16 protein-coding genes and 1 tRNA gene are annotated in these 12124 nt (G+C 58.6%); 11 read left to right on the forward strand and 6 right to left on the reverse strand.

The features are described from left to right. The first annotated feature begins 75 nt into the window (after positions 1 to 75). Together BFN10_RS26465 and BFN10_RS26470 are read left to right on the forward strand one after the other, a co-directional pair. Positions 76 to 327, forward strand: coding sequence for a DUF1654 domain-containing protein (locus tag BFN10_RS26465; RefSeq protein WP_083351486.1), 252 nt, complete (start codon positions 76 to 78; stop codon positions 325 to 327). Between the two features lie 4 nt (positions 328 to 331). Then, the gene (locus BFN10_RS26470; protein ID WP_071492196.1) at positions 332 to 1021 is read left to right on the forward strand and encodes an endonuclease; all 690 of its coding nucleotides are present in this window, start codon (positions 332 to 334) and stop codon (positions 1019 to 1021) included. A 31-nt stretch (positions 1022 to 1052) separates the two neighbouring features. On the opposite strand, the gene BFN10_RS26475 is transcribed toward BFN10_RS26470, so the two are convergent. Next, the gene (locus BFN10_RS26475; protein WP_071492197.1) at positions 1053 to 1418 is read right to left on the reverse strand and encodes a penicillin-binding protein activator LpoB; all 366 of its coding nucleotides are present in this window, start codon (positions 1416 to 1418) and stop codon (positions 1053 to 1055) included. A 263-nt stretch (positions 1419 to 1681) separates the two neighbouring features. Between BFN10_RS26475 and csrA the strand changes: the two genes are divergently transcribed. Further along, entirely contained in the window at positions 1682 to 1876 is a 195-nt protein-coding gene (csrA, locus tag BFN10_RS26480) for a carbon storage regulator CsrA (RefSeq protein WP_003192511.1), read from the forward strand. Positions 1877 to 2393: 517 nt separating this feature from the next. Here the strand turns inward: csrA and BFN10_RS26490 are convergent. Beyond that, positions 2394 to 3071 carry an HAD-IA family hydrolase gene (locus BFN10_RS26490; RefSeq protein WP_071492199.1) on the reverse strand — a complete coding sequence of 226 codons (678 nt, stop codon included), beginning with the start codon at positions 3069 to 3071 and terminating at the stop codon, positions 2394 to 2396. Between the two features lie 211 nt (positions 3072 to 3282). On the opposite strand from BFN10_RS26490, the gene BFN10_RS26495 reads away from it, so the two are divergent. From BFN10_RS26495 to BFN10_RS26515, 5 genes are all read left to right on the forward strand, one after another. Further along, entirely contained in the window at positions 3283 to 4053 is a 771-nt protein-coding gene (locus BFN10_RS26495) for an alpha/beta fold hydrolase (RefSeq protein ID WP_071492200.1), read from the forward strand. A 111-nt stretch (positions 4054 to 4164) separates the two neighbouring features. Continuing rightward, positions 4165 to 4410, forward strand: coding sequence for a DUF2790 domain-containing protein (locus BFN10_RS26500; protein WP_071492201.1), 246 nt, complete (start codon positions 4165 to 4167; stop codon positions 4408 to 4410). Between the two features lie 42 nt (positions 4411 to 4452). Next, positions 4453 to 5124, forward strand: coding sequence for a heavy metal response regulator transcription factor (locus BFN10_RS26505; protein ID WP_071492202.1), 672 nt, complete (start codon positions 4453 to 4455; stop codon positions 5122 to 5124). Further along, a complete protein-coding gene (locus BFN10_RS26510; protein ID WP_071492203.1) occupies positions 5121 to 6521 on the forward strand; it encodes a heavy metal sensor histidine kinase in 1401 nt (466 codons plus the stop codon). The genes BFN10_RS26505 and BFN10_RS26510 overlap by 4 nt, the downstream gene beginning before the upstream one ends. Positions 6522 to 6645: 124 nt before the next feature. Continuing rightward, a complete protein-coding gene (locus tag BFN10_RS26515; RefSeq protein ID WP_058426270.1) occupies positions 6646 to 6870 on the forward strand; it encodes a hypothetical protein in 225 nt (74 codons plus the stop codon). 15 nt (positions 6871 to 6885) lie between these two features. Here BFN10_RS26515 and pcp read toward each other — a convergent pair whose 3' ends face one another. From pcp to BFN10_RS26530, 3 genes are read right to left on the reverse strand one after another with little or no spacing between them, the layout of a single operon-like run. After that, the gene (gene pcp, locus BFN10_RS26520) at positions 6886 to 7527 is read right to left on the reverse strand and encodes a pyroglutamyl-peptidase I (protein WP_071492204.1); all 642 of its coding nucleotides are present in this window, start codon (positions 7525 to 7527) and stop codon (positions 6886 to 6888) included. 7 nt (positions 7528 to 7534) lie between these two features. Next, a complete protein-coding gene (locus BFN10_RS26525; RefSeq protein WP_071492205.1) occupies positions 7535 to 8485 on the reverse strand; it encodes a DUF979 domain-containing protein in 951 nt (316 codons plus the stop codon). Further along, the gene (locus BFN10_RS26530; RefSeq protein WP_071492206.1) at positions 8482 to 9198 is read right to left on the reverse strand and encodes a DUF969 domain-containing protein; all 717 of its coding nucleotides are present in this window, start codon (positions 9196 to 9198) and stop codon (positions 8482 to 8484) included. The genes BFN10_RS26525 and BFN10_RS26530 overlap by 4 nt, the downstream gene beginning before the upstream one ends. 343 nt (positions 9199 to 9541) lie before the next feature. Here BFN10_RS26530 and BFN10_RS26535 point away from each other — a divergent pair, with 343 nt between their 5' ends. Then, positions 9542 to 10087 (forward strand): DUF4410 domain-containing protein, encoded by a 546-nt coding sequence (locus BFN10_RS26535; RefSeq protein ID WP_071492207.1) that lies wholly within the window; start codon positions 9542 to 9544, stop codon positions 10085 to 10087. 9 nt (positions 10088 to 10096) lie between these two features. Next, complete coding sequence (locus BFN10_RS29540) at positions 10097 to 10261, forward strand: hypothetical protein (protein ID WP_156792149.1); 165 nt, start codon at positions 10097 to 10099, stop codon at positions 10259 to 10261. A gap of 97 nt (positions 10262 to 10358) precedes the next feature. On the opposite strand, the gene BFN10_RS26540 is transcribed toward BFN10_RS29540, so the two are convergent. Then, positions 10359 to 10435 (reverse strand) — tRNA-Val (locus BFN10_RS26540). 184 nt (positions 10436 to 10619) lie between these two features. Between BFN10_RS26540 and BFN10_RS26545 the strand changes: the two genes are divergently transcribed. Then, on the forward strand, positions 10620 to 11903 hold the full coding sequence (locus tag BFN10_RS26545; RefSeq protein WP_071492208.1) for an NAD(P)/FAD-dependent oxidoreductase: 1284 nt from the start codon (positions 10620 to 10622) through the stop codon (positions 11901 to 11903). The last annotated feature ends 221 nt before the right edge of the window (positions 11904 to 12124 follow it).

Genomic DNA, 12124 nt, shown 5'->3' on the forward strand with positions numbered 1-12124 from the left:
CTTGAATTTTAAGTAGTTGCGAAATCGCCTACAGTTAAATACTGTATGTGCGTACAGCCTATTAAGGAATACTCCGTGGCAAAGTCCTCTTCCGCAGTGCCAACCGCACCTGATGCCTACGAACGCCTGGCTATTCGCGTGCAAAAGATCATCAATTCAACCAACGCCCAGAAAGCCAAGGCAGCGTTGATCTTCCGTTTGCCGGACGAGCCCGAGGATGAATGGGCGCGCTTGCTGGAGGAAATAGCAGAGAACGACAACGTCACCCTCGCCTATCGTGACGACGGTGGCGTACAGATTTTCTGGGTTGTACCGAAGGAAGATTGATTCAATGAGTGTCCGTTTTATCGCGGTGTGCTGCCTGTTTTTTGCTGTCACCGCCCACGCCCAGGCGCCACGCACGTTCAGTGAAGCCAAGAAAATCGCCTGGAAGCTCTACGCTCCACAATCCACCGAGTTCTATTGCGGTTGCAAGTACACGGGCAATCGCGTGGACTTGAAAGCCTGTGGCTACATCCCCCGCAAAAACGCCAATCGTGCCGCACGCATCGAATGGGAGCACATTGTTCCCGCCTGGCAGATCGGGCATCAGCGCCAATGCTGGCAGGACGGTGGGCGTAAGAACTGCACGCGCCATGATGACGTGTTCAAGCGTGCCGAAGCGGACCTGCACAACCTGGTACCCAGCATCGGTGAGGTCAACGGTGACCGAAATAACTTCAGTTTTGGCTGGCTGCCGGTACAAAGCGGGCAGTATGGGTCTTGCCTGACTCAAGTGGATTTCAAGGCCAAGAAGGTCATGCCGCGCCCTTCCATCCGGGGAATGATCGCCCGCACCTATTTTTATATGAGCAAACAGTACGGCTTGCGACTGTCGAAACAGGATCGCCAGTTGTACGAAGCCTGGAACAAGACCTACCCGGTGCAGGCCTGGGAGCGCCAGCGTAACCAGACAGTGGCGTGTGTGATGGGGCGCGGCAATGAGTTTGTCGGCCCGGTGAATCTGAAAGCCTGTAGTTGAAAATGGGCGAAACTCCCGCCCACCCGGCGCGTTACTGTGCCGCCTTGTGCTCGATAACCTGCGATTCGGTATCGGTTTTCTTGGCGCGCGCCATTTTCTCGTTGAGCAGTGCCTGCTTGGCCTCCGCTTCAGCCTTGGTCGCGAACGGCCCCAGCAAGACTTCGTCCTTGCCGTCAACCTTCACGATGTAAAAGTTGAAACCATGTTCCAGCAACCAGGCCGTAAGGTCGGTGATGGCCTGTAGCTTGTGGTCCGGCGGACCGACCCACACATCCCATTCCTGGGCAGCAATCGCGCCGGTTCGAGGCTGGTTTTCGGTCACGACAGGCTTGCTCCTGGGGGCCTCCACGCGTTTGCCCTCACCGCAACCGGCCAATGCCAACACCGCCATTGCCATCGCTACTTTACGCACTGCCCTGCTCCTTTAAAGATAAAGAGGCGACTTTATCATTCACTGTCTATTCTGGCCGTCATAAACGTTGGCTTAAACAATGCGAATCATGTATCGCAGACCTGTATGATGCCGCCATGGGAATTAATGTCGCCTCTATGCGTCCTAAAAAGAGGCAGTCACAGGGAAGCGCTTAGCAGTAAGCTACACACATCCGACACCTGCCCTGTCTGAAACATGTGTCCTTAAAAGTAATCAAGGAGAAGTCCATGCTGATACTCACCCGCAAAGTTGGTGAAAGCATAAACATCGGTGATGACATCACGATCACCATCCTGGGCGTCAGCGGCCAGCAAGTAAGAATCGGCATCAACGCACCCAAGGATGTTGCCGTGCATCGCGAGGAGATCTACCAGCGCATCCAGGCCGGTTTGACTGCCCCGGACAAAAACCAGACGCCTTGAAGCGCCCTCAGTAGCCAGCCCTTTCGTGCACTGTAATGGCTGGCGAAAACCTCTTCACACCGCTCTTGTCATTGCTGCGTGACTGACGCCACCAATGCGTTCATCTTCATGGAAAGATGAAACTGTCTTCACGCCCGGAACTTGTTGTTTCATTCTCAGCCGAATCTTCTGACTGACACTCAGCCATCCGTGTGCATTCAGGAGCATGTCGATGCGGCCCAGGCCCCCACCGCCATTTGCCTACACGTCTTGGATGATCGCCTTATCGATAGGATGGGTCTTCGCAGGGCTGGCCTATGGTTTGAAGTATGCAATCGAAGGCTCAGGCTCCGCCGCTCCTCATTCGGGGCTGGACTTGGCGCTGCTGCTTTGCGGGTACTTGTTCCTGTTTTGTCTCAAACCTATCCAGAAGTCCGTGCAACGCAGGTTGTGCCGGCAAACGCGTCAGTGACATCGCGCTCATCGCTAGCAGGCACCGCTATCAACAGCGTCACAGCACGAGTTTGGCCTTTTCGTATCAGCCCGCCCGACTCTTCAAGTACAACAAGCCATCTGCGTCACGCTGTACGTCCAACTGCTGGTACCCGTCTATCGAAGGGTGGTCAGTGGCCACAGGCGTGCGATGCGTCGACGTCACGACCATCACATCCGCGCCTGCGGCCTCTCCCGCACGAATACCCACCGCCGCATCTTCAAACACCAGGCATTCCTGCACCGGCACACCCAGGCGTTGCGCCCCCAAAACGTAACAAGCCGGATTCGGCTTGCCGACGGCCACGTCTTCAGCCGTCACCAATACCGCCGGCGGCGCAATGCCCGCTGCTTGCAGTCGGCGCAACGCCAACTCCCTGGGGGCAGAAGTGACCAACGCCCATTGATCACCCGGCAGACGGTTCAGAAACGCCACGGCGCCGGAAATCGCCACAACACCTTCGACATCATTGATTTCAGCCTCGGTGATCCACTGCGCTTCAACCTCGGGATCGACGCCCGGCAATGCCTGGCGCGTAATGGTGTCGATCGCGCGGGCGCCGTGAATAGTCGTCAAAAAAGCCGCCACATCCAGCCCATGACGTTCAGCCCAGATGCTCCACACCCGCTCGGCAGCGGCAATGGAGTTGAGCAAGGTCCCATCCATATCAAACAAAAAGGCACGGTAACGGCGGTTGAACACGGCTGAAGCTCGGATAGACACTGAGCGAATTCCTCATGGGCGGAAAAATGATAGGCCGATGCAATCTACGGATCACCTCGGTGCTTGTAAACGCTACCGAGGTGATCCGTAGATTGCATTACAGGTTTGTAATGGAGCGGTAAGTCTTACCAGCACCCTCACTTCATACAGTGGAATCGTCAGTCACCCACACCGGATGACGCCACTTCCTACTGATGAAAAGGGTCCCCCCATGAAACCTGCAAGCAAACTCTGCCTGATCGCCGCCAGCCTGCTGATGCTGGGCACGGGCACCGCCATGGCCGGCAACGTGGCGTCGGTCAAAGCCGATAACGTGGTGCTGGTGCATGGTTCCTGGGCTGACGGCTCGAGCTGGTCCGAGGTGATCACCCGCCTCCAGGCCGCCGGTCTGCATGTCACTGCCGTGCAGAACCCGCTAACCTCGGTGGCCAACGACGTGGCCGCCACCAACCGTGTACTGGACCAGCAAGACGGCCCCACCGTGCTGGTCGGCCACTCCTACGCCGGCACCGTGGTCAGCGACGCCGGGGCCAACCCGAAGGTCAGCGCCCTGGTGTACGTGGCCGCCCGCGCGCCTGACGCCAATGAAGACTTTGTCGCACTCTCGGCAAAGTATCCGAGCATGCCGGTACGGGCCGGCGTTGAAGACCACGACGGCTACCTTACCCTGAGCCAGGAGGCCTTCCTCAAATACTTTGCCGGCGATGTGCCGCATGCCAAGGCCATGGAGCTGTACGCCGTGCAGCAGCCCATCGCCAAGACCCTGTTCAGCGGTCGCACCGTCAACGCCGCCTGGCACACCAAGCCTTCCTGGTATGCAGTGTCGGCGAATGACCAGACCATCAATCCGGACCTGGAGCGCTTCCTCGCCAAGCGCATGAACGCCACCACCATCGAGCTGCCTTCGAGCCACCTGTCGCTGGTGTCCCACGCCAAGGAAATCACCGACCTGATCCTCGAGGCCTCTGGCCGCCAGCCCTGAGCCGCGCATTACAAACTTGTCATCATCCTGTTGGTTGGCTGTTCGGGGTGCCTGGTTACCGTGAACTCACTGTCACGATCTGGCAGCCAACCCTTAAAGAGAGATACCACCATGAAACTGTTTGTCCTCGGCTTTACCGCTCTGCTCGCTACCGGTTCCGTGCTTGCCGCAGAACCTGTGATCCATGACAAAACCGGCTTCTTCGTGCACCTGGATGTGGCCAAAGTGCTGTCGAGCACCGACACCTACGGCCAATGCGGCATCGTCCCGGCGCGCCTCGACTACCTGGACAGCCAGGGTCGCGAACATGTGTTGGACTACCAGGTCCAGGGCATCGGTTGCGCCAGCGACAATTGATCGGGCTACACTTGCGCCACGCATTGAGACAGGGCACTTCCCATGAACATTCTTGTAGTCGAAGACGAACCCAAGGCCGGCAATTACCTGCTCAACGGCCTGCAGGAACTGGGTTACTCCGTCAGCCTCGCCCGTGACGGCGTGGACGGTTTGCACCAGGCCCTGGAAACAGCGTTCGACGTGATCGTGCTGGATGTGATGATGCCGAAAATGGACGGCTGGGAGGTGCTGCGCCGCCTGCGAAAGGAAGCCGATACGCCGGTACTTTTCCTGACGGCTCGCGACGACATTGCCGACCGCATCAAGGGCCTGGAGCTGGGTGCCGATGATTACCTGATCAAGCCTTTTTCCTTCGCTGAACTGGTGGCACGCTTACGAACCCTGACCCGTCGCGGCCCAAGCCGGGAAGAGGAACAACTGCAGATCGCCGACCTGCAAATCGACGTGCTCAAACGCCGTGTCACCCGCGCCGGCACCCGCATCACCCTGACCAACAAAGAGTTCGCCTTGCTGCACCTGTTCGCCACTCATCAGGACCAGGTGCTGTCCCGCTCGCTGATCGCCTCGCGGGTGTGGGACATGAATTTCGACAGCGACACCAACGTGGTCGACGTGGCCGTACGGCGCCTGCGCCTGAAAATCGACGACCCGTTCCAGCTCAAGCTGATCCACAGCGTGCGTGGCATCGGCTACCGTTTCGATACCCAGCCATGAACACACGCCGTCATTACTCCCTGACCCTGCGCCTGGCGTTGATCTTCGCCCTCCTCGCCTTCGCCCTGCTGGCGACCCTCGGTGTGGCGCTGTATCGCGAACTGGAGCGGGAATTGATCATGCGTGACGACGCGGCCTTGATCTACCGCATAGATCAGTTGCGCAACCTGCTCAATGACAGCAACACCCTGGACCTGATCAAGACCAAGCCGGAGTTGTTCCAGAACATGCTCGGCAACCGCGAATCGGTACTGAGCATCGCCGCGCCAGGACAGAAGCCATTGCTGACGGTCAATCCCGGCAATATCGACCTGCCTTCCATACCCCCGGTCCCCAAGAACCACGAACTGACGCTCGCCGACGTACACCATTTTCCCAGCATCAACGGCGTACCCTTCGCCACCGTCGCCGCGTCCATCGACTCCGGCGACCTGGGCAGCCTGCAAGTCACCACGGGGCGCCTGATGACCGAGCGCACCAGCGTACTCGCCAGCTATCGCCTGAGCGTTTATATCCTGGCGAGCATTGCCGCACTCATCCTGGCCCTGGTCGGCTACCTGCTGGTTCATCGCGGGCTGTTACCGTTGCGACGCCTGGCCCGGCACGCTCAAGGCATTGGCGTCGGCAACCTCGCTGAACGCCTCGACAGCCACGGTGCGCCTAAAGAACTGCTGCCGATGATTGATTCATTCAATACCATGCTTGAGCGGCTGGCCAAGGGCTTTGTCCAACTGGGTCAGGTGTCCACCGACATGGCCCACGAGCTGCGCACCCCCATCAACAATTTGCTGGGGGAAACACAGGTCGCCCTTCAACAGCACCGCAGCATTGAAAGTTATCAGCAGTTGTTGGCGTCCAATGTGGAAGAGCTTGAACGCCTGGCGCGGATGCTCGATAACATGCTGTTCCTCGCGCGCACCGACCCGGCCAGTGCTTTGCGGCAACGCCAGGAACTCAGTGCCTGGGACGAGGTGGAGCGCATCGCCGAGTACTTTGAGGGCTTGGCGGGTGATGCGGATATCAGCATTCACGCAGAAGGTGAAGGCGTGATCTGGGCGGAGCCGATGCTGCTGCGCAGGGCGCTGGCGAACCTGTGCGCCAACGCCATCAAATATGGTGCGCCACGTACCGAGCTGGAGATCCGCGCCGTGCCAAGCGCCGATGGCATTCACCTGAGGGTCAGCAATCAGGGCGAGACCATCGCCGCCGAGCATCTGCCGCGGCTGTTCGAACGGTTTTACCGGGTGGATGAGTCACGGGAACGTTCTGCACAGTCCAACGGGTTGGGATTATCGATTGTGGCAACCATCATGCAACTGCATAACGGGCGGTACAGGGTAAGCAGTGAGGCAGGTGTGACGTGTTTTGAGTTGTTCTTTCCTAGACGGGAAGATTGAGCGCAAACGCCCGGTGTTATTTTGCAAAGGTTTGTCTCTTAACACTGGTCGCGAGCCAGACTAGTCTCGCTTCCCAAGGGGCTCAAGGGAGAGCCGGCAGCGGTAAAATTATGGAGATCCTGAAATGGAAATGCGATTAGGTTTACTGGAAAAGGGGCTGGCTGAAATGAATGAGAAGCTGATCACCGTTTCGAGCAAGGCAGACGCCATGGACAAGCACTTCGCTTCCAAGGCAGACCTGGCAACTACTGAACTGAACCTTATCAAATGGTACGTGGCAACCGCATTCGCCATGACAGGCCTGGCTTGCGCTATCACCTTCGGGCTTACTCGACTGTTTGCGATTTGAGGAGCGTCGGGCCGATCAGCTGACCTGCCCGCCCGCTTCCTCTACATCCACCGGTGTTTGCCACGCCGCCAGCACAGCTGACTGCAGCCCCACAACCAACGTATCCAACGCCATTGAGGGCCGCTGTGAATCTGCCACCTGCTCTGGCAGAAAAGGTACGTGGATAAACCCACTGCGTACCCCAGAACCTGCGAGCGCATGCTGCAACAGATAAAACACCTGGTTACACACAAATGTCCCAGCCGTCTGCGATACCGAGGCCGCGACTCCCGCGTCGCGCACAGCCTTGACCATCGCCTTGATCGGCAAGGTCGTGAAGTAGGCCGCCGGGCCGCCGGCTACGACAGCCGTATCGATAGGCTGCTCCCCGAGGTTATCGGGGATGCGTGCATCATTGATATTGATCGCCACCCGTTCGACTGAGATATCGCTACGCCCAGGCCCCAGGCCAGTCGCAATCACCATCGCCGGGTGCAACTCGTCGATCAGCCCGGTCAGGCAAGCGCCCGCCGTGGCAAATGCGCAAGGCAGCAATCGCGCAACAATCTGCACATCGCTTTCCAGTCGCACGCCGTCCAGTTGGCGCACGGCTTCCCAGGAGGGGTTCACCCGGTCTTGATCAAAGGGCTCGAAACCCGTCAGCAGTACAATTTGCATCACGGCCTCACATCAACAGATAAAGCAGCACAATATTGACCACCAGCATCATCAACGCGGTCGGAAGCTGGGCCTTGATTACCGCATTCTTGTCCGGCAGCTCGAGCAACGCCGCCGGGACGATATTGAAGTTGGCTGCCATCGGGGTCATCAGGGTACCGCAGTAGCCGGAGAACATACCGATCGCCGCCATCACCGCGGGGTTACCGCCATAGATACCCACCAACACCGGCACGCCGACACCGCCGGTCATTACAGGGAAAGCTGCAAAGCCATTCCCCATGATCACCGTAAACAACGCCATGCCCAGCACATAGACGATCACCGCCACCAACTTGAAATCAAGGTTGATATAGGTAGTGGTGACATGCGCGACAGCCGTACCAACCCCGGCTTCGTTGAACAGTAAACCCAGCATTGCCAGCATCTGCGGCAGCACCATGGCCCAGCCCAGCGCTTCAGTCAGGCGACGGGATTCACGCAAGGCCTGCACCGGCGTATCACGGGTCAACCAGCACGCCAAGCCAAGGGCGATCAGGCAGCCGATACCGAGAGAAACGAAGGTCGTGTTTTTCGGGTCCAGCAACGGCACTCCGCCGATCTCGGTGTGCTTGAGCAACACCGATCCGATCACCGTGGTCAGCGGGATCGCCAACGCCGGGATGAACAGCTTGTGCCCCAGGCGACCAGCACTGGCACGGGATGCCTTGTCGTGCAGCTCGGCATGCTTGCCACGGCCGACGCCGCCCATGCCGGCTATCAAGGCCATGACCACTATGCCTACCCCGATAGCCACCGACGGCAGACGCTCACCGATCAGGAATGGAATGGCGAACAACAGCCAGAACAATGCACTGGTCCAGCGTTTGGGATGGGTGCGATCCATCAGGATCATGCCCGCCGTGATCAGCAGCAGAACCCCGGCCAGCCAATACAGGTATTGAATGGAAATAATCATTGTGCGGCCTCCACGGGTGCAGCGGCCGGCGTCATCTCTCGGGTGAGCCTTCGGTCAAACCGATGCAGGCGGATCGCGTGAATGATGAAGGCGCAGATCGCCGTAGGAATCCCCCATACCGCAATATGCAGCGGCTCCACATCAATCCCCGAGCCCAGCAGGAAGGTGTGCATCAAGGCGATTGCACCGAAGGCGACAAAGATATCCTCACCAAAAAACAGGCCGACATTGTCAGTTGCCGCGCACATCGCCAGCACTTTATGACGCAGTTTTTCGGGAAGTTTGCCGTAGCGTTTTTCCGCTGCACCTTCAGCCATCGGCGCCAGCAGCGGACGCACCATCTGCGGATGCCCGCCCAGGCTGGTCAAGCCCATGGCGGCCGTGGATTCACGCACAAACAGATAGATGATCAACAAGCGCCCGACCGTGGCGCGCTCGAACCGTGCAATCCAATTCTGCGCATGCAGGCGCAGCCCATGCCGCTCCAGCAGTCCAATGACCGCCAGGGGCAGCAACAGAATCAATTGCAGGGCACGGGTCTGAAGGAAGCCATCGCCCATGGTGGCGAGGATTTTTTCCAGGGGGAAATGGGCGGCAAGCCCGGTGGCGATAGCGGCGGCGGTGACCACCAACAGAGGGTTGATACGCAATACAAAGCCAACCACGATCACCAGTACGCCGATCAACGGCCATAAGTTCACAACAGTTTGCATGGCGGTGAGGTCCTTAAGTGCGCGCTGCGGCGCCATTACAGCAGGATGTGAACAAAGGGTTCACAGCAGGAAGTGGCGTGCAGTCGGCTCGGTTTTTTTATTGTTGACCCAGAAGGTCGAGCGTCAGTGGCGGCAACTTTGCTGCCTGGGGGCGGGAGGTGTCCAACAAGAAAAATTGTTGCTGCGAACCAATAAATTTTGTGGGTGATTGCACAGCCTGCATGTAACGAGATGTGGACAGACCCGCAGGGATTCGCGCATCTTGGCGCCGCTTATTTAACAGGCCTGCGCGAATGGCCTGCGCACGCCTCTCCCTCCTAACTGCTGTGGATACGGAAATTCAATGAAAACCCAAAAGGCCCTGATCGCCCTCTCCTGCGCAGTTGCGCTGTCCATGCTGGGTGGTTGCGCCGCCAAGGTAAAAAGTGGCAGCAGCGCAGCGCTGGCGATCCCGGACTCCGCGAAACACAACCTCGTGGTGAGCATCAAGGGCGAAGGCCAAGTCGAGCAAAACCCGGACTGGAACCTGCTCAAGCGCGACTGGAACAACGCGCTTCAGGTCGAAGCCCGACAGGCCGGCTTCAACGTCACCGAAAGCACGGCGGTAGCACCAAGTGGTGAAGAGGGTGTCGACATCAAGATCAATGTGAGCAAGTTTCGTTACATCGAGCCGGGCTCACGGTATGTAGCCGGTGCGCTGGTAGGCAACGCCTGGGTGTTCTCCCGCGCGGATTACTTCGACCTGAAATCCGGCACGCCGATTGGCTCGCGCACCTACGACACCTCGTCATCCGCCTGGGAAGGCATTGCCTCGGCCATGACGCAGAAGCAGGTGCAGGCGATTGCCAAACAGATGATCAGCGATATCAAGAACGCCAAGGCCAAGTAAGCCCTCATCATGAGCGAGTTTTTCGAATTCATCTGGAAGCTGCTTGAGTTCGCAGGCGACTACACCCCACCACGGCGAAAACGCGTGTTCTCACTCGGGTTCGTGATGTTTTTACTGCTGGTGGCGGTAGTTGAACTGGTGTTGCTGCAGATTTTTCTTGGAGATACGGGCTGAAGAGAGGGTTTGCAAAAGTTTTTCAAATCGCAGGCAACAAAAAAGGGCCCACCTTTCGGTGAGCCCTTCTAGACCGCCCAGCAGAGCGGATTTTGTTTGGTAGGCGCGATTGGACTCGAACCAACGACCCCCACCATGTCAAGGTGGTGCTCTAACCAACTGAGCTACGTGCCTGCTGTGAGGCGGCATTCTACGGAATTCCGGAGGGGTGTCAACATCTTTTTTGCAGCTAACCCTATGAATATGCGAATTTTTTATTTGCGTGGGGTACACCTGCGGATTTCGGGTGGCTGGCAGGCAATTTTCAACTCAGGTAGGATCGGCGCACTCGTAAAAAATATAAAACAGAGGTTCCAGGATGGCGAACACCCCCTACCCCCAGTCGTATTACGCCGCTTCCGCGAATGCAGCTCCACCTCGCCCAGTCCTGCAAGGCGACGTCGAAACCGATGTGTGCGTGATCGGCGCCGGCTACACCGGCCTCTCCAGCGCCCTGTTCCTGTTGGAGAGCGGTTTTCGCGTGACGGTGCTGGAAGCCGCCAAGGTGGGGTTTGGCGCCTCGGGCCGCAATGGCGGGCAGATCGTCAACAGCTACAGCCGTGATATTGATGTAATCGAGCGCAGTGTCGGCCCCAGGCAGGCGCAACTGCTGGGGCAGATGGCGTTTGAAGGCGGCAAGATCATTCGTGAGCGGGTGGCCAAGTATCAGATTCAGTGCGACCTGAAGGATGGTGGTGTTTTCGCCGCGCTCAACAGTAAGCACATGGGCCATCTGGAGTCACAGAAGCGTCTATGGGAGCGCTACGGCCACACCCAACTGGAGCTGCTGGACGAACGCCGTATTCGCGAAGTAGTAGCCTGTGACAACTACGTCGGCGGCTTGCTGGACATGAGCGGGGGGCACATCCACCCACTCAACCTGGCACTCGGCGAAGCGGCCGCCGTGGAGTCCCTGGGCGGCACGATCTACGAGCAATCCGCTGCCGTGCGTATCGAGCGCGGCGCCAACCCGGTGGTGCATACCGCCGAGGGCAAGGTCAGGGCCAAGTTCATCATCGTCGCGGGGAATGCCTACCTGGGCAACCTGGTGCCGGAGTTGGCCGCCAAGTCCATGCCGTGCGGCACACAAGTGATCACCACCGCCCCCTTGGGCGATGAGCTGGCGAGAACGTTGCTGCCGCAGGATTACTGCGTCGAAGACTGCAACTACCTGCTCGACTACTATCGCCTCACCCGCGACAAGCGCCTGATCTTCGGCGGCGGCGTGGTGTATGGCGCGCGCGACCCGGCGAATATCGAAGCGATCATCCGCCCGAAGATGCTCAAGGCCTTCCCGAAACTCAAGGACGTGAAGATAGACTACGCCTGGACCGGCAATTTCCTGCTGACCCTGTCGCGTTTGCCGCAGGTGGGTCGCCTGGGCGACAACATCTACTACTCACAGGGCTGCAGCGGCCATGGCGTGACGTATACGCACCTGGCGGGCAAGGTACTGGCAGAGGCACTGCGAGGCCAGGCAGAGCGTTTTGACGCGTTTGCCGACCTGCCGCACTACCCGTTCCCGGGTGGGCAACTGTTGCGCACACCATTTGCGGCAATGGGTGCCTGGTACTACGGGCTACGCGACAAATTGGGATTCTGACTCGAACCTGTAGGAGCCCGTTTGCAGGCTCCTACAGGTCGCACTTATCAAATCACAGGCACAAAAAACCCCGGTCTTTCGACCAGGGTCTTTGCTATCGGATCAAAGTAGCCAGAGGCTTGCTTTGTGCTCCAAGGCGTTCAGTAGGCCTTGAGACAGATATGGCGCAGCGGACGGGACTCGAACCCGCGACCCCCGGCGTGACAGGCCGGTATTCTAAC

It is taken from the genome of Pseudomonas extremorientalis (genome assembly GCF_001870465.1).
Classification (GTDB): domain Bacteria; phylum Pseudomonadota; class Gammaproteobacteria; order Pseudomonadales; family Pseudomonadaceae; genus Aquipseudomonas; species Aquipseudomonas extremorientalis.

Coding starts and splice junctions, on each gene's coding strand:
- BFN10_RS26470 (WP_071492196.1), top strand. CDS start 332: ATGAGTGTCCGTTTTATCGCGGTGTGCTGCCTGTTTTTTGCTGTCACC.
- BFN10_RS26475 (WP_071492197.1), bottom strand. CDS start 1,418: ATGGCAATGGCGGTGTTGGCATTGGCCGGTTGCGGTGAGGGCAAACGC.
- csrA (WP_003192511.1), top strand. CDS start 1,682: ATGCTGATACTCACCCGCAAAGTTGGTGAAAGCATAAACATCGGTGAT.
- BFN10_RS26495 (WP_071492200.1), top strand. CDS start 3,283: ATGAAACCTGCAAGCAAACTCTGCCTGATCGCCGCCAGCCTGCTGATG.
- BFN10_RS26500 (WP_071492201.1), top strand. CDS start 4,165: ATGAAACTGTTTGTCCTCGGCTTTACCGCTCTGCTCGCTACCGGTTCC.
- BFN10_RS26505 (WP_071492202.1), top strand. CDS start 4,453: ATGAACATTCTTGTAGTCGAAGACGAACCCAAGGCCGGCAATTACCTG.
- BFN10_RS26510 (WP_071492203.1), top strand. CDS start 5,121: ATGAACACACGCCGTCATTACTCCCTGACCCTGCGCCTGGCGTTGATC.
- BFN10_RS26515 (WP_058426270.1), top strand. CDS start 6,646: ATGGAAATGCGATTAGGTTTACTGGAAAAGGGGCTGGCTGAAATGAAT.
- pcp (WP_071492204.1), bottom strand. CDS start 7,527: ATGCAAATTGTACTGCTGACGGGTTTCGAGCCCTTTGATCAAGACCGG.
- BFN10_RS26525 (WP_071492205.1), bottom strand. CDS start 8,485: ATGATTATTTCCATTCAATACCTGTATTGGCTGGCCGGGGTTCTGCTG.
- BFN10_RS26530 (WP_071492206.1), bottom strand. CDS start 9,198: ATGCAAACTGTTGTGAACTTATGGCCGTTGATCGGCGTACTGGTGATC.
- BFN10_RS26535 (WP_071492207.1), top strand. CDS start 9,542: ATGAAAACCCAAAAGGCCCTGATCGCCCTCTCCTGCGCAGTTGCGCTG.
- BFN10_RS29540 (WP_156792149.1), top strand. CDS start 10,097: ATGAGCGAGTTTTTCGAATTCATCTGGAAGCTGCTTGAGTTCGCAGGC.
- BFN10_RS26545 (WP_071492208.1), top strand. CDS start 10,620: ATGGCGAACACCCCCTACCCCCAGTCGTATTACGCCGCTTCCGCGAAT.